This is a genomic window from Streptomyces sp. NPDC056128 (genome assembly GCF_042263835.1).
Lineage (GTDB): Bacteria > Actinomycetota > Actinomycetes > Streptomycetales > Streptomycetaceae > Streptomyces.
Map to the genome: position 1 here is coordinate 402062 of NZ_JBHJVQ010000001.1, position 21363 is coordinate 423424.

The 21363-nt window shown below is 73.1% G+C and carries 17 protein-coding genes; 11 read left to right on the forward strand and 6 right to left on the reverse strand.

What is annotated here, in order from left to right; all coding sequences use genetic code 11:
- Positions 1 to 143: 143 nt before the first annotated feature.
- Positions 144 to 1199, reverse strand: coding sequence for an Rv2578c family radical SAM protein (locus ACFC1X_RS01835; RefSeq protein ID WP_376347850.1), 1056 nt, complete (start codon positions 1197 to 1199; stop codon positions 144 to 146).
- A 159-nt stretch (positions 1200 to 1358) separates the two neighbouring features.
- Between ACFC1X_RS01835 and ACFC1X_RS01840 the strand changes: the two genes are divergently transcribed.
- The 4 genes from ACFC1X_RS01840 to ACFC1X_RS01855 all read left to right on the forward strand — a co-directional run bounded on the left by ACFC1X_RS01840 (position 1359) and on the right by ACFC1X_RS01855 (position 7856).
- Positions 1359 to 1805, forward strand: coding sequence for an SRPBCC family protein (locus ACFC1X_RS01840; RefSeq protein WP_307016039.1), 447 nt, complete (start codon positions 1359 to 1361; stop codon positions 1803 to 1805).
- A 174-nt stretch (positions 1806 to 1979) separates the two neighbouring features.
- The gene (locus tag ACFC1X_RS01845; protein ID WP_376347852.1) at positions 1980 to 4379 is read left to right on the forward strand and encodes an MFS transporter; all 2400 of its coding nucleotides are present in this window, start codon (positions 1980 to 1982) and stop codon (positions 4377 to 4379) included.
- Positions 4380 to 4523: 144 nt separating this feature from the next.
- On the forward strand, positions 4524 to 7001 hold the full coding sequence (locus ACFC1X_RS01850; protein ID WP_376347854.1) for a SpoIIE family protein phosphatase: 2478 nt from the start codon (positions 4524 to 4526) through the stop codon (positions 6999 to 7001).
- Positions 7002 to 7127: 126 nt separating this feature from the next.
- The gene (locus ACFC1X_RS01855; protein ID WP_376347856.1) at positions 7128 to 7856 is read left to right on the forward strand and encodes a class I SAM-dependent methyltransferase; all 729 of its coding nucleotides are present in this window, start codon (positions 7128 to 7130) and stop codon (positions 7854 to 7856) included.
- Positions 7857 to 7884: 28 nt separating this feature from the next.
- On the opposite strand, the gene ACFC1X_RS01860 is transcribed toward ACFC1X_RS01855, so the two are convergent.
- Positions 7885 to 8718, reverse strand: coding sequence for a PIG-L family deacetylase (locus tag ACFC1X_RS01860; RefSeq protein WP_376347858.1), 834 nt, complete (start codon positions 8716 to 8718; stop codon positions 7885 to 7887).
- A gap of 209 nt (positions 8719 to 8927) precedes the next feature.
- Here ACFC1X_RS01860 and ACFC1X_RS01865 point away from each other — a divergent pair, with 209 nt between their 5' ends.
- From ACFC1X_RS01865 to ACFC1X_RS01880, 4 genes are read left to right on the forward strand one after another with little or no spacing between them, the layout of a single operon-like run.
- Positions 8928 to 9761, forward strand: a complete 834-nt coding sequence (locus tag ACFC1X_RS01865) for a M55 family metallopeptidase (protein WP_376347860.1) — start codon at positions 8928 to 8930, stop codon at positions 9759 to 9761.
- Positions 9754 to 11073 carry a M20/M25/M40 family metallo-hydrolase gene (locus ACFC1X_RS01870; RefSeq protein ID WP_376347862.1) on the forward strand — a complete coding sequence of 440 codons (1320 nt, stop codon included), beginning with the start codon at positions 9754 to 9756 and terminating at the stop codon, positions 11071 to 11073. The genes ACFC1X_RS01865 and ACFC1X_RS01870 overlap by 8 nt, the downstream gene beginning before the upstream one ends.
- Positions 11074 to 11099: 26 nt before the next feature.
- Positions 11100 to 13055, forward strand: coding sequence for a prolyl oligopeptidase family serine peptidase (locus tag ACFC1X_RS01875; RefSeq protein WP_376347864.1), 1956 nt, complete (start codon positions 11100 to 11102; stop codon positions 13053 to 13055).
- Positions 13052 to 13984: an LD-carboxypeptidase gene (locus tag ACFC1X_RS01880; RefSeq protein ID WP_376347866.1), complete on the forward strand. Its 933-nt coding sequence runs from the start codon at positions 13052 to 13054 to the stop codon at positions 13982 to 13984. The genes ACFC1X_RS01875 and ACFC1X_RS01880 overlap by 4 nt, the downstream gene beginning before the upstream one ends.
- Before the next feature lie 22 nt (positions 13985 to 14006).
- On the opposite strand, the gene ACFC1X_RS01885 is transcribed toward ACFC1X_RS01880, so the two are convergent.
- The 3 genes from ACFC1X_RS01885 to ACFC1X_RS01895 are packed head-to-tail and all read right to left on the reverse strand — an operon-like array spanning position 14007 to position 17596.
- On the reverse strand, positions 14007 to 15527 hold the full coding sequence (locus ACFC1X_RS01885; RefSeq protein WP_376347868.1) for a peptide MFS transporter: 1521 nt from the start codon (positions 15525 to 15527) through the stop codon (positions 14007 to 14009).
- Positions 15524 to 16966, reverse strand: coding sequence for an NAD(P)/FAD-dependent oxidoreductase (locus tag ACFC1X_RS01890; RefSeq protein WP_376347870.1), 1443 nt, complete (start codon positions 16964 to 16966; stop codon positions 15524 to 15526). The genes ACFC1X_RS01885 and ACFC1X_RS01890 overlap by 4 nt, the downstream gene beginning before the upstream one ends.
- 57 nt (positions 16967 to 17023) lie before the next feature.
- A complete protein-coding gene (locus ACFC1X_RS01895; protein ID WP_376347872.1) occupies positions 17024 to 17596 on the reverse strand; it encodes an XRE family transcriptional regulator in 573 nt (190 codons plus the stop codon).
- A 94-nt stretch (positions 17597 to 17690) separates the two neighbouring features.
- On the opposite strand from ACFC1X_RS01895, the gene ACFC1X_RS01900 reads away from it, so the two are divergent.
- Both ACFC1X_RS01900 and ACFC1X_RS01905 read left to right on the forward strand, forming a co-directional pair.
- Positions 17691 to 18263: a GNAT family N-acetyltransferase gene (locus ACFC1X_RS01900; RefSeq protein ID WP_376347874.1), complete on the forward strand. Its 573-nt coding sequence runs from the start codon at positions 17691 to 17693 to the stop codon at positions 18261 to 18263.
- Positions 18264 to 18398: 135 nt separating this feature from the next.
- Positions 18399 to 20381, forward strand: coding sequence for a DUF5107 domain-containing protein (locus tag ACFC1X_RS01905; protein ID WP_376347876.1), 1983 nt, complete (start codon positions 18399 to 18401; stop codon positions 20379 to 20381).
- A gap of 23 nt (positions 20382 to 20404) precedes the next feature.
- Here ACFC1X_RS01905 and ACFC1X_RS01910 read toward each other — a convergent pair whose 3' ends face one another.
- Positions 20405 to 20752, reverse strand: coding sequence for a VOC family protein (locus ACFC1X_RS01910; protein WP_376347878.1), 348 nt, complete (start codon positions 20750 to 20752; stop codon positions 20405 to 20407).
- An 80-nt stretch (positions 20753 to 20832) separates the two neighbouring features.
- Between ACFC1X_RS01910 and ACFC1X_RS01915 the strand changes: the two genes are divergently transcribed.
- Positions 20833 to 21315: a phage holin family protein gene (locus ACFC1X_RS01915; protein WP_376347880.1), complete on the forward strand. Its 483-nt coding sequence runs from the start codon at positions 20833 to 20835 to the stop codon at positions 21313 to 21315.
- Positions 21316 to 21363 lie beyond the last annotated feature (48 nt).

Here is a 21363-nt window from a genome sequence, read left to right on the forward strand (position 1 = left end):
GTCCTCCGGAGACGGCGGGGCTGCGGTCCGCGCGGGTCGCGGTCCTCGCCGCATCGTCCCGGGGGGCGCCCCTGGAGGAACGCATTCTGCTCATACTTGACCCAATTGGGCCGGAAGATGCCCTCGAATGCCCTCGAATGATCCTAGATGAGCGAAAGTTGGGTCGGCTCGGTGGCGGCGGCCTCGGCGGTCTCGGCGGGCCGTGCGGGCTCGGGCTCCGCGATCCGCCGCGGCATCCCCGCGCGCGTGGGCCCGATGCCGTACTCGCGGGCCAGGTCGTGCACCTGGCGCGTGATCCGGCGCTGGTACCACTTCGGGGCGTAGGCGCCCTCCGCGTACAGCCGCTCGTACCGGCGCACCAGGTGCGGGTGGTGCTGGGCGAGCCAGGCCATGAACCACTCCCGGGCGCCCGGCCGCAGATGCAGCACCAGGGGTGTCACCGAGGTGGCCCCAGCCGCGGCGATCGCCCGCACGGTCGCGCGCAGTTGGGCCGGTTCGTCGCCGAGGAAGGGAATCACCGGCGCCATCAGGACGCCGCAGCCGATGCCGTGCTCGCCGAGGGTCCGTACGACCTCCAGCCGGCGTTCCGGCGCGGGCGTGCCCGGCTCCACGGTGCGCCACAGCTCCGCGTCGGTGAAGCCGACCGAGACCGAGATCCCCACGTCCGTCACCCGGGCCGCCCGCGTCAGCAGGTCCAGGTCGCGCAGGATCAGCGTGCCCTTGGTCAGGATCGAGAAGGGGTTCGCCCGCTCGGTGAGCGCCTCGATGATGCCGGGCATCAGCCGGTAGCGGCCCTCGGCGCGCTGGTAGCAGTCGACGTTCGTGCCCATCGCGACGTGCTCGCCCTGCCAGCGGCGCGAGGCCAGCTGGCGGCGGAGCAGCTCGGGCGCGTTCACCTTGACGACGATCTGCGAGTCGAAGCCGAGTCCGGTGTCGAGGTCCAGGTAGCTGTGCGTCTTCCTCGCGAAGCAGTACACGCACGCGTGCGTGCAGCCCCGGTAGGGGTTCACGGTCCACTCGAACGGCATGCGCGAGGCCCCCGGCACGCGGTTGAGGATCGAGCGGGCCCGGACCTCGTGGAAGGTGACGCCGCGGAACTCGGGCATGTCGAAGGTGCGGGTGGTCACCGCGTCCGCGCCGAACAGCGCGGGGTCGGCCGCTCGGGCGTGGTCGGAGTCGGTGAGGTTCTCCCAGCGCATGGACGCCTCCTCGGTAGCACTGGCCACACAATAGAACACTTGTTCCCTTGATCGTGCGGCCCAGTCGCACGGGGCCGCTTCACGCCCCCCGATTTGGTGGCCGGGCGGCGGGGTGGTTGGCTTGCCCCGACCCCGAGAACCAGGCCCTGGAGGAACCCGATGGCGCAGGTCGAGGCGGAGACGGAGCGGATCGTCGCGGCGGACGCGGAGACGGTGTTCGACACCCTCGCCGACTACAGCGGCACCCGCGAGAAGCTGCTCCCCGAGCACTTCAGCGAGTACGAGGTCCGGGAGGGCGGCGACGGCGAGGGCACCCTCGTGCACTGGAAGCTCCAGGCCACCAGCAAGCGCGTCCGCGACTGCCTGCTGGAGGTCACCGAGCCGACCGACGGCGAGCTGGTCGAGAAGGACCGCAACTCCTCCATGGTCACCACCTGGCGGGTCACCCCCGCGGGCGAGGGCAAGTCCCGGGTCGTGGTCGTCACCACCTGGCAGGGCGCCGGCGGCGTCGGCGGCTTCTTCGAGAAGACCTTCGCGCCCAAGGGGCTCGCCCGGATCTACGACGCGATGCTCACCAAGCTCGCCGCCGAGGTCGAGAAGCAGTAGTCCCGGCCGACCGTCCGGAAGTGGCCAAACGGCAAGCCACGGGCGGCCGTTGGCCGCCTCACCGGTTCGAGTGATCTCCGGTCGAACCCGCCGCGTTTCCGTAACTCGTCGCACTTGTTCGCAGTTGTCGCCTCAGGCGGCAATTCTGAGCAGGTGTGACGAGGGGAGCGGGACGTGGGCGGGATCACTCTGGTGCAGGACGAACCGGTCACCGCACCCCAGGCGCCTCCCCAGCCACCCACTCCCGACCCGGAGCCGGGCGCGGCACTGAGCCCGCGCCGGGTGCGTCTGGTCTTCGTCGGGCTGATGCTCGCGCTGCTGCTCGCGGCGCTGGAGCAGATGATCGTCGCCACGGCGCTGCCGAAGATCGTCGGCGAGCTGCACGGCCTGGACAAGATGTCCTGGGCGATCACCGCCTACCTGCTCACCTCCACCGTCGGCCTGCCGATCTACGGCAAACTCGGCGACCTCTTCGGACGCAAGGGCGTCTTCCAGTTCGCCATCCTGGTCTTCGTCGTCGGCTCCGCACTCGCCGGCCGCGCGCAGACCATGGACCAGCTGATCGCCTTCCGTGCGGTGCAGGGCGTCGGCGCGGGCGGCCTGATGATCGGCGTCCAGGCGATCATCGCGGACATCGTCCCGCCCCGCGAGCGCGGCCGCTTCATGGGCCTGATCGGCGCCGCCTTCGGACTCGCCTCGGTCGCCGGCCCGCTGCTCGGCGGCTACTTCACCGACCACCTCTCCTGGCGCTGGTGCTTCTACATCAACGTGCCCTTCGGCCTCGTCACCATGGCCGTCGTCGCCGTCGTCCTGAAGCTGCCCAAACCGCGGGTCAAGCCGCGCCTCGACATCCTCGGCGCCCTGCTCCTCGCCGCCGCCTCCACCTGCCTGGTCCTGCTCACCAGCTGGGGCGGCACCGAGTACGCCTGGGGGTCGGAGGTCATCCTCGGCCTCGCCGCCGGAGCCGCCGGGTCCACCCTCCTCTTCCTGGTCGCCGAGCGCTTCGCGCCCGAACCGCTCATCCCGCTGCGGCTGTTCCGGGACTCCGTCTTCAACGTCACCGCCCTGGTCGGCCTCGTCATCGGCGTCGCCCTGTTCGGCGCCGCCAGCTACCTGCCGACCTTCCTGCAGATGGTCGACGGCGCCAGCGCCACCGAGTCCGGCCTGCTGATGCTGCCCATGATGGGCGGCATCGTCGTCGCCTCGATCGTCTCCGGACAGCTCATCAGCCGCACCGGGCACTACCGCTCCCACCCGATCCTCGGCAGCGCCCTGTCCGTCGCCGGCATGTGGCTGCTCTCCCGCCTCGACGCCGACACCCCCCGGCTGCACTACAGCGTCTGGATGGCCGTCCTCGGCGCCGGCATCGGCATGGTGATGCCCGTCCTGGTCCTCGCCGTGCAGAACTCCGTGCGCCCCGCCGACCTCGGCACCGCCACCAGCGCCAACAACTACTTCCGGCAGATCGGCGGCAGCGTCGGCGCCGCCATCTTCGGCACCCTCTTCGCCGACCGGCTCACCGACGCCCTGGCCGACCGGGTCCCCGCCGAGGCGGGCGCCGGGCTGCCCGACGCCGAGGCCATCACCCCCCAGCTCGTCCACTCCCTGCCCCCGGCACTGCGCGACGCCTACATCGGGGCGTACGCCGACGCCATGCCGCGGATCTTCCTCTACCTGGTGCCGGTGCTCGTCCTCGGACTGCTCATCGCCCTCTTCCTCAAGGAGAAACCACTGGTGTCCCACAACGCCCCCGTCACCGACCCGGAGACCGCGCAGCCCACCGTCCAGGTCCCGCAGGCGCGATCGCCACACGCCGCCGGGATCGCCGTCTGCGGCACCGTGCAGCACCCCGACGGCACCGTCGTGCCCCGCGCGGCGCTCACCCTCATCGACGTCGGCGGACAGCAGATCGGCCGGGGCGCCAGCGGCGACGACGGACGCTACGCCCTCGCCACACCCGGCTCCGGGGCGTACGTCCTGATCGCCGCGGCCGGCGGCCACCAGCCGCAGGCGGTCTCCGTGACCGTCGGTGAACGCCCGGTCGAACTGGACGTGGTCCTCGGCGGCGCCGGGCGCCTGGCCGGCGGCGTGCTCACCGCCGACGGCAGCCCGGTGCGCGACGCGATCGTCACCCTCACCAACGTCCACGGCGAGGTCGTCGCGACCACCCGCAGCGGACGCGAGGGCGGCTACGTCATCACCGAGCTGGTGGCCGGCGAGTACACCCTCGCCGCCAGCGCCCCCGCCTTCCGCCCGGCCGCGCTGCCCGTCAGCGTCCAGGCCGCCCGCGAGACCCGCCAGGACGTCGAGCTGGCCGGCGGCGCCGTGCTGCGCGGCACCGTGCGGGCCAGTGGCGGACGGGCGGTGGAGGACGCGCGCGTGACGCTGCTCGACGCGGCGGGCAACGTCGTCGACACCCTGACCACCGGCCCCGACGGCACCTTCCGGTTCATCGACCTGTCGTCCGGCGAGTACACCGTCATCGCCGCCGGATACCCGCCCGTCGCCACCGTCCTCCAGGTGGCCGGCGGCGGCCGCACGGAGCGCGACCTGCAGCTCGGACACGAGGACTGAGGCGGTCACCGGCGCGCGGGCGCGCGCCGGTGCGTTTGCGCGCCACCAATTCCCCCGTTGCCGCACATGGTCACCGGGCACCGCCGTACGGTGGTGACGGCGACACAGATCTTGCGGAGCCGTGGGCAGAGAGGGCCTGACGCCATGGACCATGGCACCGAGCGGGACACACCTCCCGGCCGCCCGGCCGGACGCGGCGCCGTGCCGCCCGATCCCGTGACCGGCCGTGTCCCGCTGGCCGTCGTCGTGGTGGACCGCGACGGACTGGTCTCCCACTGGAGCCGTGGCGCACGGCGGCTGTTCCGCCTGCCCAAGGAAGAGGCGATCGGCCGGCCCGCACCCGACCTGCTGCCCGTCTCCGGCGTCCTTCCCGAGGCGGGTACCGAGGACGACCCGGCGTACGGCGCGTACGCCGACTACGACGGCCTCGGACCCGGCCTGGAGTCCTCCCTCGACGGGCGGCTGTCCTACCCGGCGGCGGGCCGCGCCCGGCTGACCGTGCCGGCCGACCGGCGGGTCGACGTCCTCTGGTGGGCGTACCCCCTGGTTGGGCCGGGCCCGGAGCGACTGCTGGTGCTCGCCGCCGACGCGGACGGGCTGCGGCGGGACTACGCCGACGGCGGCGCCCAGGCGCCCACGGTGGAGCGGATCGCGCCCGCTTTCGCGCTGCACACCGACTTCCCCGGCGCCGACGAACTCGCCCGCCGCCTCCCCGAGATCCTGCCCAGCATGAGCGTCGGCGAAAGCGCCCGCATCGTCGCGCAGGTCCTCGAACTGGGCTATCCCGTCCTGGAGTTCAGCCAGAACGACCGGGTGCCGGTCACCCCCGACTGGGGCGTGCCCCGGCGGGCCGGACGCAGGGCGCGCCGCGAGCGGGCCGCGCGGGCGCTGGCGGCTGGCGAACCGGTGCCGGAAGACCTGCGCGACGAGGCGGAGGACCTGGAGTACGCCGCCGTCCGCGAACGCCTGGAGTTCCTCAACGAGGTCAGCGGCGCGATCGGCACCTCGCTCGACCTCTCGCGGACCATCGTCGAGGTCAGCAGGGCGGTGGTCCCGCGCTTCACCGACGTCGCCGGCACCTATCTGCGCGAACAGGTCGTCGCCGGCGAGGGCTTCCCCGACGGCGTGCCGGACACCACGACGATGTGGCACCGGGTCGCCCTGGAGCACACCGACGAACCCGGCCGCTGGGACGACGTCGTACCGGTCGGCGAGGCCATGCCGTTTCCGGCGCACACCCCCTTCTTCCAGTGCATGACCAGCGGCGAACCGGTCCTGGTGCCGCGCATCACCGAGGAGATGGGCCACGCCATCGCCTCGCAGTTCGAGAAGCGGGACATCCGGCCGCTGATCACGGGCCGCTCGATGCTGCTGGTGCCGCTGAAGGCGCGCCATGTCGTCCTCGGCTTCATGATTCTGCTCCGGCACCCGGAGCGGCCCGTCTTCAACGACATGGACCGGGTCACCGGCGCCGAACTCGCCGCCCGCGCGGGGCTCGTGCTCGACAACGCGCGCATGTACACGTACCAGGAGAACGTCGCCGAGACGCTCCAGGACAGCATGCTGCCGCACATCCCCGAGCGCATGGCCGGCTGCGACATCGCGACCCGCTACCTGCCCGGCACCCTCCTCGGCCGCGTTGGCGGCGACTGGTTCGACTCGGTCAAGCTGCCCGGCGCCCGCACCGCCCTCGTCGTCGGCGACGTCATGGGCCATGGCCTCAACTCGGCCGCGATGATGGGCCAGTTGCGCACCGCCGTCCAGACCATGGCCGGCCTCGACCTGCCGCCCGCCCAACTGCTGCGCAACCTCGACGACCTCGCCCAGCGGCTCGGCGACACCCACCTCGCGACCTGCCTGTACGCCGTCTACGACCCCATCGCCGGGGATCTCCACCTCGCCAACGCCGGGCACATCCCGCCGGTCCTGGTCCGCGCCGAGGACGGCGCCAGCGAGCTGATCGAGCTGCCCACCGGGGCGCCGATCGGCGTCGGAGGGGTGCCCTTCGAGTCGGTACGGGTGCCGGTGGCGCCCGGCGACCGGCTGGTGATGTGCACCGACGGACTGGTGGAGATGCGGGGCGAGGACATCGGCGTCGGCCTCGCCACCCTGTGCGAGTCCGCCGCCCACCCCGCCGCGTCCATGGACGACGCCTGCGACACCATCATCCGCGCGCTGGGCACCCGCGGCGGCCGCAAGGACGACGTCGCCCTGCTGATGACGCGGCTGGGCGGCATCGAGCCCGACGCGGTCGCCGAGTGGCGCCTCGCCCGCGACCCCTCCGAGGTCGGGCGGGCCCGCGCGGCGGTCCGCGAGCAGCTGCACGACTGGGGCCTGGCGAAGCAGGCCGACGCCGCCGGGCTGATGGTCAGCGAACTCGTCACCAACGCCGTACGGCACTCCCACGCCCGCCCCGTCGAACTGCGCCTGGTGCGGGCGGACACGCTGCTGTGCGAGGTGGACGACGACGACCACGAACTGCCGGCGCTGAAGACCGCCGGACCGGACGACGAGACCGGGCGGGGTCTGCGCGTCGTCAGCACCCTCGCCCGCGAGTGGGGCGCGAGCCGGACGAGGACCGGCAAGACCGTCTGGTTCGAACTGACCCTGCCCCGCCGCTGATTGACGGAGTTCGCACGTCCGGTGAAGGAATGCGCCGGACGCTTGTGGCCGTGCGCGGAGCGCGATACACCGTACGCACCCGTCGCTCTCGACGGGCCGTACGTCGTCGCACCTGGGGAGACGGGCATGAGCGTGACGAGTCGGTACCGGGCAGCCTGGGAGAGCTTCTGGAACGAGGCACCCGGGAGCCAGGGGGCGGTGTTCTGGGACGCGGAGCCGGTGCTGACGGCCGGCCGCCACCTCGCCCACTTCGAGCCCCACCTGACCGACCCCGCCCTGCCGCTGATCGACCTCGGCTGCGGCAACGGCACCCAGACCCGCTACTTCGCCGAACGCTTCCCGCACGTCGTCGGCGCCGACCTCGCCACCGCCGCCCTCGACCACGCCCGCCGCGCCGACCCCGCGGGCCGGGCGACGTACCGGCAGCTGGACGCCGCCGACAAGGCCGAGGCGGAGACGCTCCACGCCGAGCTGGGCGACGCCAACCTCTACGTGCGCGGCGTCCTGCACCAGTGCGAGCCCGACGACCGGCAGCCCCTCGCCGACGCCCTCGCCGCCCTCCTCGGCGCCCGCGGCCGCGCCTTCCTGGTGGAGCCCGCGCAGGCGGCCCGCACCGTCCTCGCGGACCTGGCCCAGGGCCCCGACGGCCCGCCCGCCAAACTCGCCCCCGTCCTCCGGCACGGCCTCACCCCCGGCGCGGTCCCCGACGAGGCGGTACCGGAGCACCTGCGCACGGCCGGCCTCACCGTCCTGGCGACCGGCGAACTCCCCCTGATCACCACGGAGTACACGCCGGACGGCGTCCGCATCGAGCTGCCTTCCACGTGGGTGGTGGCGGGAGCCCGGGCGGTGTAGCCAGTCCGGCTGTGGTCAGGGGGGCGGATCAGCGCAGTCCGGCGAAGAGGTCGTTCTCCGGGACGGCTGAGCCGGTGGTGTCCCGGACGCGTAGGAAGGTCTCCGTGCCCATCAGCTCGCCGAACGTCTCCTTGCCCATCCTGAGGAAGAAGATGTTCTCGCCCTGACTGGCGTGCGCGGCCAGCGCGTCGAACTTCTGGTCACTGAACGCGGTGGTGTCCACCCACGTGGTGACCTCGTCGTCGGGCAGACCGATCTCGGCCATCGCGGCGGCCTCGGCGGGGTCCGGCTCCGGCATGTGTTCCTGGTGCTCGCTCATGATCTCGCCGAAGCGCCGCATCGCCGAGTGGGGCATCGTCGTCCAGTACACCTTCGGAGTCAGTTCGGTCATCTCCAGCGCCGCCATGGTGATGCGGTGCGCCTGGATGTGGTCGGGGTGGCCGTAGAAGCCGTTCTCGTCGTAGGTGACGACCACGTCGGGACGGTAGTGCCGCATGAGTTCCGCGAGCCGGGCGGCACCCTCCGCCACCGGCGTCCGCCAGAAGGAGCCGGGAGCGTCGTTGCTCGGCCAGCCCATCATTCCCGAGTCGGCGTAGTCCAGCGTCTCCAGATCGCTGATCTTGAGGGCCGCACGGCTCGCCTCGAGTTCCTGACGGCGCATCCGGGCGACGGCCGCCGGATCGTGCCCGGGGTCGCCGGGCTTGACACCTCCCGGTCCGTCACCGCAACCGCCGTCGGTACAGGTCACCAGAACCGTGCGGATGCCCTCCGCCGCGTACCGCGCGAGGATGCCGCCCGTTCCGGTGGCCTCGTCGTCGGGGTGGGCGTGCACGGCCATGAGCGTCAGGGGCCGGTCGGTCATGAAGCAGTCCTCCTGCGTAAGTACGTCTCGTTCCGGGTGCGCGGCGCCCCCGGTCTCTCCGCCGGATCCAACCGCGCGGGCCGGTCCGGCTGTTCCCGATACCGCCGTCCGACCGCGAGACGGCCGGAAGCGGCCGCCCGAGTGGTATGGACCAGTGGCTGTCGTGTGGCCCCTGGCCAGCGTTTTCGGCGCCATGTAGCGTCCTCCGCATGAAGATCCTCATCAGCGCCGACATGGAAGGCGCCACCGGCGTCACCTGGCCGGCCGACGTGCTGCCGGGGACGCCGCAGTGGGAGCGGTGCCGGTCCATGTTCACCTCCGACGTGAACGCGGCCGTGCTCGGGTTCCTCGACGGCGGGGCCGACGAGGTGCTGGTCAACGAGGCGCACTGGAGCATGCGCAACCTGCTCCTGGAGCGGCTCGACGAGCGGACCCAGATGCTCACCGGGCGGCACAAGACGCTGTCCATGGTCGAGGGCGTCCAGCACGGGGACGTGGACGGCATCGCGTTCATCGGGTACCACGCGGGCGCCGGCATGGAGGGCGTCCTCGCGCACACCTACCTCGCCAACCAGATCACGGGCGTCTGGCTGAACGACGTACGGGCCAGTGAGGGTCTGCTCAACGCGCACGTCGTCGCCGAGTACGGGGTGCCGGTCGTGCTGGTCACCGGGGACGACGTGGCCTGCGAGGACGCGCTGGGCTACGCGCCCGAGGCGCGGAAGGTCGCGGTCAAGGACCACGTGTCGCGGTACGCGGCCGTGTGCCGTACGCCGGCCAGGACCGCCGCCGACATCCGCGCGGCGGCCAAGGAGGCGACGGCGCTCGCGGTGCGGTACGAGCCGGTGCGCGGCGGGCCGTTCACCGTCGCCCTGGAGTTCGACGCCGAGCACCTGGCGGCGGCCGCGACCGTGGTGCCGGGTGTGGCGCAGGTGGGGGAGCGGAAGGTGGCGTACACCCACGACACCATGTTCGAGGCGATCCGGACGTTCAAGGCGGTCACCACGATCGTCTCGGCGGCGGTGGAGGAGCAGTATGGCTGAGCACGCGGGGACGGACGCGGAGGCACTGGACGAGGTCGTCCGGTTCACCTCCGAGCTGATCCGGATCGACACCACCAACCGGGGCGGCGGCGACTGCCAGGAGCGGCCGGCCGCCGAGTACGCCGCCGCGCGGCTCGCCGAGGCCGGGATCGAGCCGACGCTGCTGGAGCGCACCAAGGGCCGCACCAACGTCGTGGCCCGCATCGAGGGCACCGACCCGTCGGCCGACGCGCTGCTCGTCCACGGTCACCTGGACGTGGTGCCCGCCGAGGCCGCCGACTGGAGCGTGCACCCCTTCTCCGGGGAGATCCGCGACGGCGTCGTCTGGGGGCGCGGCGCGGTCGACATGAAGAACATGGACGCGATGATCCTCGCCGTCGTGCGCGGCTGGGCCCGCGCGGGGGTGCGGCCCCGGCGCGACATCGTGCTCGCCTTCACCGCGGACGAGGAGGCCAGCGCCGAGGACGGCTCCGGCTTCCTCGCCGACCGGCACGCCCCGCTGTTCGAGGGCTGCACCGAGGGCGTCAGCGAGTCCGGGGCGTTCACGTTCCACGACGGGGCCGGGCGGCAGTTCTATCCCATCGCCGCCGGTGAGCGCGGTACCGGCTGGCTCAAGCTCACGGCTCGCGGACGGGCCGGGCACGGCTCGAAGGTGAACGCGGAGAACGCGGTCACCCGGCTCGCCCTGGCCGTCGCCCGCATCGGCGGCCACGAGTGGCCGCTGCGGCTGACCCCCACCGTGCGTGCCGCCCTGACCGAGATCGCCGCCGTCTACGGCATCGAGAGCGACCTGAGCGACGTCGACGCGCTGCTGGACAAGCTCGGGCCCGCGGCCAAGCTCGTCGAGGCCACCGTCCGCAACAGCAGCAACCCGACCATGCTGGACGCCGGGTACAAGCTGAACGTCATCCCGGGCGAGGCCGTCGCGCACGTCGACGGGCGGTTCCTGCCCGGCGGCGAGGACGAGTTCCGCGACACCCTCGACCGGCTCACCGGGCCGCACGTGGACTGGGAGTTCGCGCACCGCGAGGTCGCCCTGCAGGCGCCGGTGGACTCGCCGACGTACGCCCGGATGCGCGCCGCCGTCGAGGAGTTCGCGCCGGAGGGGCACGTGGTCCCGTACTGCATGTCCGGCGGCACGGACGCCAAGCAGTTCTCGCGGCTCGGCATCACCGGCTACGGCTTCGCGCCGCTGAGGCTGCCCGAGGGCTTCGACTACCAGGCCCTCTTCCACGGTGTGGACGAACGCGTGCCCGTCGAGGCGCTGCACTTCGGCGTCCGGGTCCTGGACCGGTTCCTGCGCACGGCCTAGCGGGGCCTGGAGAGAGGGGAGAGTCAGTGCGGACTCTTGCGTACGGGGCCTGGCCCTCGCCCATCGACGCGGCGCTCGCCGCCGCGCACGACGGGCGCCCCGAGGACGTGGGCTTCGTCGGCGACGAGGTGTGGTGGACCGCGCCCCGGCCCACCGAGGGCGGGCGGCGCGCGCTGGTGCGGCGGCACCCCGACGGCACCGAGGAGCCGGTGCTGCCCCCGCCGTGGAACGTGCGCAGCCGCGTCATCGAGTACGGCGGCCGGCCGTGGGCCGCGGTCACCACCGACGCCGGTCCGCTGGTGGTCTTCGTGAACTTCGCCGACCAGCGGCTGTACGCCTACCGGCCGGGCGGTGCCGAACCGCGTCCGCTGACGCCCGTCTCCCCGGTCGGCGGCGGGCTGCGCTGGGTCGAGCCGCAGCTGCGCCCCGAGCGCGGCGAGGTGTGGTGCGTCCTGGAGGAGTTCACCGGCGACGGGCCCACCGACGTGCGCCGCCTCCCGGTCGCGGTGCCGCTGGACGGTTCGGCGGCCGACGACCGGGACCGGCTCCGCGAACTCACCGGCGCACGGCACCGCTTCGTCACCGGACCCCGCGTCTCGCCCGACGGGCGGCGCGCGGCCTGGCTCGCCTGGGACCACCCGCGCATGCCCTGGGACGGCACCGAGCTGATCGTCGCCGACATCGGCCCCGACGGCACCTTCCGGGACACCCGGACCGCCGCCGGCGGCCCCGAGGAGTCGGTCACCCAAGTGGACTGGGCCCCGGACGGCGCCCTGCTGTACGCCTCCGACCGCACCGGCTGGTGGAACCTCTACCGCGACGGATCGCCGCTGTGCGCCCGCGACGAGGAGTTCGGCGGGCCGCTGTGGAAGCTCGGGCAGCGTTGGTTCACGCCCCTGGACAGCGGACTCATCGCCGTCCTGCACGGCCGGGGCGCCGCCGTCCTCGGGATACTCGACCCGGAGACCGGCGAGGTCGTCGACGCGGCCGGCCCCTGGACCGAGTTCGCGCCCGCCCTGGCCGCGCACGGTGAGCGGGTCGCAGGGGTCGGCGCCGGTGCGCACAGCGGCTACGAGGTCGTCGAGCTGGACGCCCGCACCGGCCGGGCCCGCGTGATCGGCTCGCCCCACGAGGACGTCGTGGACCCGGCGTACTACCCCCGGCCGGAGATCCGCACCTTCACGGGCCCGGACGGCCGCGACATCCACGCGCACCTCTACCCGCCGCACCACCCCGGCTGCCGCGCGCCGGAGGGCACCCTGCCGCCGTACGTCATCTGGGTCCACGGCGGTCCCACCACCCGCTCCCCGCTCGTCCTCGACCTGGAGATCGCCTACTTCACCTCCCGCGGCATCGGCGTCGCCGAGGTCAACTACGGCGGCTCCAGCGGGCACGGCCGGGAGTACCGCAACCGGCTGCGCGAGCAGTGGGGCGTGGTCGACGTCGAGGACTGCGCGGCCGTCGCCCTCGCCCTCGCCGAGGAGGGCACCGCCGACCGGCGGCGGCTCGCGGTGCGCGGCGGCAGCGCGGGCGGCTGGACCTCCGCGGCCTCCCTGGCCACCACCGACGTCTACGCCTGCGGCACGGTCAGCTACCCGATCCTCGACCTGACCGGCTGGGGCACGGGGGAGACCCACGACTTCGAGTCCCAGTACCTGGAGAGCCTGATCGGCCCGTACGCCGAGGTGCCCGGCCGGTACACCGAGCGGTCGCCCGCCGAGCACGCCGACCGGGTCACCGCCCCGTTCCTGCTGCTCCAGGGCCTGGACGACGTGATCTGCCCGCCCGTGCAGTGCGAGCGGTTCCTCGCCCGCATGGCCGGCCGCGGGGTGCCGCACGCCTACCTCACCTTCGAGGGCGAGGGGCACGGCTTCCGCCGGGCGGAGACCATGGTGCGCGCCCTGGAGGCCGAACTCTCCCTCTACGCGCAGGTCTTCGGTCTTGACCCGCAGGGCGTCCCCACCCTGGAGCTGACCCGGTGACCGGCGCGGTGGAACTGACCCGGCCGGACCGGCTCGCCCCCGGCGCCCGGGTGGCCGTCGTCGCGCCCAGCGGGCCGGTGCCCGAGGAGCGGCTCCAGGCGGGTCTGGACGTCCTGCGCGGCTGGGACCTCGACCCGGTCGTGGCACCGCACGTCCTGGACCGGCACGGCACCTTCGACTACCTCGCGGGCACCGACACCGACCGGGCCGCCGACCTCCAGGCCGCATGGTGCGACCCGTCCGTGGACGCCGTGCTGTGCGCCCGCGGCGGGTACGGCGTCCAGCGCATGGCCGACCTGCTCGACTGGGAGGCGATGCGCGCGGCCGGGCCGAAGGTGTTCGTCGGCTTCAGCGACATCACCGCCCTGCACGAGGCGTTCGCGACCCGCCTCGGGCTGGTCACGCTGCACGGTCCGATGGCCGCGGGGGTCGACTTCATCAAGAACGCGCGGGCGCAGGAGCACCTGAGAGCCAGCCTGTTCGCCCCCGACACCGTCCGGGTGATCGCGTCCGGAGGCTCCCCGATGGTCCCCGGCCGGGCGCGGGGCGTCACCCTCGGCGGCTGCCTCGCCCTGCTCGCCGCCGAACTGGGCAGCCCGCACGCCCGGCCCTCCGCGCGCGGCGGGCTGCTGTGCCTGGAGGACGTGGGGGAGGAGACGTACCGCCTCGACCGCTACCTCACCCAGCTGCTCCGCGCGGGCTGGCTGGACGGGGTCGGCGGGGTGCTGCTGGGCTCCTGGCAGGAGTGCGAGCCGTACGAGCGGCTGCGGCCCCTGCTGGCCGACCGGCTCGGCGGCCTCGGCGTCCCGGTCGTCGAGGAGTTCGGGTTCGGGCACTGCGAGGGGGCGCTGACCGTCCCCTTCGGCGTAGCGGCGGAACTCGACGCGGACGCGGGCACCCTGACCCTGGAGCGGCCCGCACTGCGCTGACGCCGGTCCGCGCGCCGCCCGGTCACCGTCGCAGCCCGGATTCGAGCATCCGCCCCTGCGGTCGCCGTACGGCGAACAGGGTCAGCCCGATGCCGATGCCGCAGACGGCCGTGATCGTGAAGTACGAGGCGTTGTCGATCGCGGTGAACAGCTGACCGAGCAGTCCGGCCAGGGACGAGCCGAGGGCGAGGGTGAGGAAGTTGAGTCCGACCATCTGGGAGCGGAACTTCTCGGGACCGATGCGCGTGGCCAGGGACAGGCCGATGGGACCGATGAAGACCTCGGAGGAGCCGGCCATCATCATGAACAGCAGGATCAGGAACAGCGGGATCTCGGCGTCTCCGGTGGCTTCGGAGACGATGAGCAGGAACAGGTAGGCGCAGCCGATCTGGGTCAGGCCGATGGCGACCTTGGTCACCGGGCCGGGCTGGCGCTCACCCAGCCTGTTCCACAACCGTGCGACGAGCGGCGTGATGAGCACCGCCGCGAGCGGACTGGCGGTGGTGATCCAGGCCACGGGAAAGGTCCAGCCACCGATCTGCAGGTCGATGCGCTCGGTGATCAGGATCGAGATGGCGGTGAACTTCTGGAAGAGGAAGCCGAAGTAGACCCCGGAGGCCAGGAAGAGCGGCAGATAGCCGAGGATGCGGCGGCGTTCGTCGCGGCTGACGGACGGCGAGGTGGTCATGGTCAGGAAGTAGGCGGCGGCCGCCACGAGCGCGGCGACGGTCACCACGGTCGACAGGTTCTCCGGCCGCAGGACTCCGGTGCCGACCGCGCTGCCCACGGCGACGGTGAAGAGCAGCGCCGCACCGGCCGCGAGCGGTCGGCGCCTGGCGGGCAGGGGGTTGTTGACCGTGCGGGCGCGCTCGGGGAGGTGCTTCATGGAGACGGCGTACTGCGCCAGCGCGGCGCCCATGCCGATCGCCGCGAGCCCGAATCCGTAGTGGAAGCCGAGTTCGTTCTGGGCGAGACCCGTGGTGAGCGGGCCGACGACGGCACCGATGTTGATGGCCATGTAGAAGTAGGAGAAGCCGGCGTCCCGGTAGCGTTCGTCGGCGTGCTGGTCGAGGACGAAACCGACGATCGAGGTGATGTTCGTCTTGAGCGCGCCGGTGCCCAGGACGATGCACACCAGGCCGATGGCGAGGCCCGTGATACCGGGCGCGAAGGCGAGGACCAGGTGTCCGCAGGTGATGACCCAGGCGCCGTACAGCACCATCCTCTGCGGGCTGACGAGCCGGTCGCCCAGCCAGGCGCCGAGGATCTGGGACAGGTAGACGGCGCCGCCGTAGGCGCCGACGACGCCGGACGCGATGGCCGGGTCCAGGGCGAGCCCGCCGTCCGCGAGCTCGTAGAGCAGGTAGAACGAGAGGATGCCCTGGAGCCCGTAGAAGGAGTAACGCTCCCACAGTTCGGTGAAGGCCATGCTCCACAGGCCGCGCCGCGTGGCGCTCCGGTCCGTCTGGGCGGATGCCTGCTCGGCCGTCCTCTCGGATGTCGGGGGCGCGGGCGTGGCGTGCTGCTGCGGTGTCGGTTTCATTCGCTCAGTCCTGCCAGCCGGGAGCCGAAACGGGCGATGAGCGAGGTGCTCCGGGAGTGCCGGCTCTCCTCCCAGCGGTCGGCCATGCCGAAGAGCCGGTACATGCCGTGGACGCCCGTCCACCGCAGCGGTTCGGGTTCCCAGCGTCCGGAGTAGTGCTCGTTCCACGGCAGCCGGGTCAGCGCGGTGTCGCGGTGCTCGGCCCGGTCGAGCAGGGTACGGGCGGCGAGCCGGGTGGCGGTCACACCGTGCCCGGCGTAGCCGCGTGCGACGCCGATCCTCGTGGCCCGGTCGAAGGTGATGCCGGCGCACCAGTCGCGCGTGACGCCGATGGAACCGCGCCAGGCGTGCTCGATGGAGAACGGCATGTCCGGGAAGAACAGGCGGAGCCGCTCGCTGAGCGTGCGTACGGTGCGGGCGTCCACCCGTCCCTCGCCGGGGGTGCCGGAGTTGAAGGCGTACGGCGTGCCGCGGCCGCCGATGGCGATGCGGTCGTCGGCGGTGCGCTGTGCGTAGACGAAGGTGTGCGCCGCGTCGCCGAGGCACTCGCGGCCGTCCCAGCCGATGCGCTCCCAGACGTCCTCGGGCAGCCGGTTGGTGACGACCATGGAGGAGTTGACCGGGATGACGTCGCGCGCGCCCAGGCCGCGGGCGTCGCTGTCGATCTGTCCGGAGTAGGCCTCGACACAGGCCAGGACGGTTCCGGCACGCACGGTGCCGCGCGATGTGGTCACGACGCCGGGCGCGATGCGGGTCGCGCGGGTGTCCTCGCAGATCCGCACGCCCTTGGCCCGTACGACGGCCGCGAGGCCGTGGACGAGCTTGGCCGGGTCGATCCGGACGGTGCTGCGGGTGAGCAGGCCGCCCAGGGCCGGCTGGACGGCGATCCGCTTCCTGACGGCCTCGGAGTCGAGAAGCTCCAGGTCCTGCGCGGGGTATCCGTGGGACAGGTCCGCGGCGTAGGTCGTCTCCAGGCGCTTCATCGCCGCGGGGGTGGTGGCCACCCGCAGGTGCCCTCCCCGGTGCTGGTCGGCCTCGATGCCCTCCTGTTCGAGGGTGCGCAGGGTGTCGTCGATGCACCGGTGCATCTCCTCCTGGAAGGAGACGACGGCCGCGGCTCCGTCGCGCCCCCGCCGGCGCGCGGCCTTGGCGTAGACGGCCCGGTTGCCGGGGATGAGCGGGGAGAGCCAGCCGCCGTTGCGCCCGGAGGCGCCGTAGCCGACCTCCTTGGCCTCGACGACGGTGATCCGCGCTTCGGGGCGTTCCGCGATCGCGTGGTAGGCGGCCCACAATCCGGTGAGACCACCGCCCACGATGACGAGGTCCTGCTCCTGGCCGGGCAGGTCCGTCGTCGTGCGGTGGGCCTCGTGGCCCGGGTCCGCGGCGGTGCGGGCCGCCGTCATCCAGTGCGATATCTGACCGTTGCGGTACGGAGTCATGGGCGAGTTCCCGGTGGTGAGGTGCTGGGTCGGTGTGCGGTGCGGCGGTTGGGGGGCTCAGTAGGTGGGTGGCGCCATGGCCCACAGGACCCGGGCTTCGTCGACACCCGTGGTCTCGGCGACGCGGTGCGGGTCGCTGCTGCGGTAGTGAACGGAGTCCAGGGCCGACAGCCGGTGCAGCTGGTCGTGGATCTGCACTTCCACCTCGCCGGAGAGCACCAGGAGGATCTCCTCGGAGCTGCCGTGCGTGTAGGGCTCGACGCCGGTGGACCCGCCCGGAGCGAAGTGGCCGAGGAGCACCTCGAGGTGGTCGAAGGACGACGGGGTGAGCTTGATCTTCGTGGCACCCTCGCCGAACGACATGCCGTGGGCGTCGCGGAAGCGCAGTACGGGGTTGGCCGCGGTACCGGCCGCGGCGAAGAGGTCACCGACGTTGAGTCTGAGTACTTCGCACAGCCGCTGGAGGGTGCGCACGCTGGCGTTGGCCTGGTCCCGTTCGACCTGGGACAGGTAGCCCTCGGTGACTCCGGACTGGTCCGCCACGTCCTTGAGGGTCAGGTGGAGGGCCCTTCTGCGGCGGCGCAGACGTCCGCCTATGCCGGCCGCGGGGCCGGGGTGCTCGTTCGCCATGGGACGGGAACCTAACAATGGTTTGCCGTCAGCACAATGAATGTTGGCAGAATCAAAGAAATCTTTGATGACGTCGGCCCTTTAGGCTGACCCCATGCCGCACACCCCGTCCCGTCACCTCGCCGAGGGCCCTCGCGTGGGCATACGGCACTTCACCTACGCGGACGCCGCCGAGTTCACCGCCCGGGCCCGGGAGAGCAAGGACCTGCACCACCCCTGGCTCTTCCCGCCGGACAGCCCCCAGGCGTACGACGCCTACGCGGCCCGGCTGATCGAGGACCCCACCAAGGCCGGGTTCCTGATCTGCGAGAAGGACAGGGCGGGCGGTTCCGGCGACGGCGGGGCCATCGCCGGGTTCGTCAACATCAACAACATCGTCGAGGGCGGCTTCCTCAGCGGCGCCCTCGGCTACGGCGCCTTCGCACACGCGGCCGGCCGGGGGCTGATGCGCGAGGGGCTGGGCCTCGTGGTGCGGCACGCCTTCGGGCCGATGCGGCTGCACCGGCTGGAGATCAACGTGCAGCCGGGCAACGCCGCCTCGATCGCGCTGGCCCGCTCCTGCGGCTTCCACCTGGAGGGCTTCTCACCGAGGATGCTGCACGTGGACGGGGACTGGCGCGACCATCAGCGCTGGGCGATCACCGCCGAGACCGTGACTTCCGGTTGACCGCCGACCGCCCGGCCTCAAACCCCCGCCCGCACCGCGCCCCACGGAGTCAAACGTGAGCCACGTCGCGCCACGGTGACCGGCTCCGCCCCTGTTCACCGCGCCGGGGAGCGGCTTCCATGGGGAACCGTGACGATGATCCGACGTGAGGTACTGACCCTGCCCGCCGCGCCGCAGGGCCCGGACAACCCGCTGCCGCCGCTGCGCCCCCTGGACGAGGCCCACCGCATCGACGACCGGGACCGGGCCGCCCTGCCGCGCGACATGGCCCGCCAGGTCGACTACGAGCCGCTGCGCAGCCTGCTGCCCGTCATGGTCCGCGACGGCTACGGACGCGCCCGCGAGGCCCGGGAACTGGACGCGCTGGTCATCGAGAACGATCGGCTGCGCGCCACCGTGCTGCCCGCGCTCGGCGGCCGGATCGCCTCCCTGCACCACAAGCCGACGGACCGCGAACTCCTCTACGTCAACCCCGTCCTCCAGCCTGCCAACTTCGCCCTCAACGGCGCCTGGTTCTCCGGCGGCATCGAGTGGAACATCGGCGCCACCGGACACACCACCCTCTCCTGCTCCCCCGTGCACGCCGCGCGCGTGCCCGCCCCGGACGGCGGCGAGATGCTGCGCCTGTGGGAGTGGGAGCGGCTGCGCGACCTGCCCTTCCAGGTCGACCTGTGGCTCCCGGAGGGCTCGGACTTCCTGTACGTGGGTGTCCGCGTCCGCAATCCGCACGAACGCCCGGTGCCGGCCTACTGGTGGTCCAACATCGCCGTGCCCGAGGACCGCCGGGTCCTCGCCCCCGCCGACGAGGCGTACCACTTCGGCTACGAGCGGCGGCTGCGCCGCGTGCCCGTCCCGGAGTACGACGGCACCGACCGGACGTACCCCCTGAACAGCACCTACGCCGCCGACTACTTCTACGACGTGCCGGACGGCCGGCGCCGCTGGATCGCCGCGCTCGACGAGCACGGCCACGGGCTGGCGCAGACCTCCACCGACGTGCTGCGGGGCCGGAAGCTGTTCGTGTGGGGCACCGGACCCGGCGGGCGCCGCTGGCAGGAGTGGCTCACCGAGCCCGGCACCGGCGGCTACTGCGAGATCCAGGCGGGCCTCGCCCGCACCCAGCTGGAGCACGTCGGGCTGGACGCGGAGAGCGAGGTGTCCTGGCTGGAGGCCTACGGCCCGCTCGAGGCCTCGCCCGACGACGGCGACTGGCACACCGTGCTGCGCGGCGCGGAGGAGCGGCTGGAGAGCGCCCTGCCGCGGGCCGACGTCGACGCCGCGTACGAGGCCTGGCGGGCTCACGCCGACACCGAGCCCGGCGAGCGCCTGGCCACCGGCTCGGGCTGGGGCGCGCTCGAAGCGCTGCGCGCGGGTTGGAAGCTGCCCGGCACCCCGTTCGGTGAGGACACGCTCGGCGCGGAGCAGGAACCCTGGCTGCACCTGCTGCGCGCCGGGACCCTCCCCGACACCGGACGCCACGAGCCGCCCGGCGCCACCCTGGTCGCCCGGCCCTGGCGGGACATGCTGGAGACCACCGCCGCCACCCCGCTCGCCGAGTACCACCTGGGGGTCGCCCAGTGGCACGGCGACGACCGCGCCCAGGCGGTACGCAGCTGGGAGCGCGGCCTCAAGGACGCTGCCGACCGCTGGCCGTTGCTGCGCTGCCTCGCCGCCGCCGACCAGGCGGACGGCCACCCCGAGCGGGCCGCCGACCAGTACGCGGAGGCCTTCGACGACCTGTGCGAGCGCCGACCGGATCCCGCGGGCGCTCCAGACGCGGACGCCCCGGACCGGGACGAACGGTGGACGGCCGTCGCCGCCGCCCTCGGCCGGGAGGCCATCGGGGCGCTGCTCGCGGTCGGACGCACCGCCGACGCCCGTGCCGTGTGGGAGCGGCTGGACCCCGCGACCCGGGCCCGCGGCCGGTTCCGGCTGGCCGAGGGGGAGTTGCTGGCCGCCGAGGGCCGGCGCGAGGAGGCGCGGGCCGTCTTCGACGAGGGCTTCGAGGTCGCCGACCTGCGGGAGGGCGACGAGAGCATCGGAGCGCTGTGGGCGCGGCTCGGCGACGAACCGCTCCCGGCCCGGCACGACTTCCGGATGCGGCCGGACGGGGGGTGAGGTGAGCCTCGTCCGGCCCGGGGCTACGCCCGCCGGTCCACGTACTCGTAGATCGCGCCGTCCGGATGCCGGGCGATCAGGTTGCGGCCCGCGGGCGTCGGGACCGGACCGGCGATGACGTCGCCCCCCAGCGAGGTGAGGACCCGCTGGGTCTCCTCGACGTCCGTCACCGCGATCGTCGCCGCCACCTTGCGCAACACCTCGAGCTGGGACTCGGGCCCGCTCATCAGCAGGAAGCAGCCGACCGCGGCGACCTCGACCCCGCCGCGTTCGGAACGCATGGCCCGGCCGCCGGCCAGACCCTCGTAGAAGGGGATCGCCTTGTCCAGATCGTCGACGTAGACGCGCAGTGTGGCTCCCAGAATGTCCATGAGGACGAGCCTAGTTGGCGGGCGCCGGGTCCGACTCGCGCCCCGGCCATGGAAGTTCCGGGCCCGGGTACCCGCAAGGTATGGACCGCATGGATCACTTGGAACACCTGGACAAGCATCTGGTCGACGAACTGGCACAGGTGGCACGCGAGACCGTGCGCGACGAGCTGCGCGAACAGACCCGCAAGCAGCGCCGCAAGGCCACGCTGTACGCCGCGTCCGGTGCCGCCGCCCTGTACGCGGGCGCGGCCGTCGCGCTCACCGTGGGCCTGGCGCTCGCGCTGGTACTGCCCGGCTGGGCCGCCGCGCTGATCACGGCCGCCCTCCTGGGCGTCGCCGCGTATCTGCTGCGCGGTGCGGCCCGGCCCCACCCGTCGGGGCCGGGGTCCGGCCACGGCGTCGGCGGTGACGCGCCGCCCGTGCCGCCGGTCGCGCCCGAGGTGCCGCCGATGCCGCCGGTCGCGCCCACCGCCCCGGCGGGCACACCCGCACCGGGCGGTACGGGGCCGGTGGCGCCGCGCCAGGACGGCACCGACGCCGAGGGCCCGCGCGAGCGCGGCTGAGCCGCCGTACGCGGACACAGTGCCGGAAACCCGCCTGCTCGCGACGTT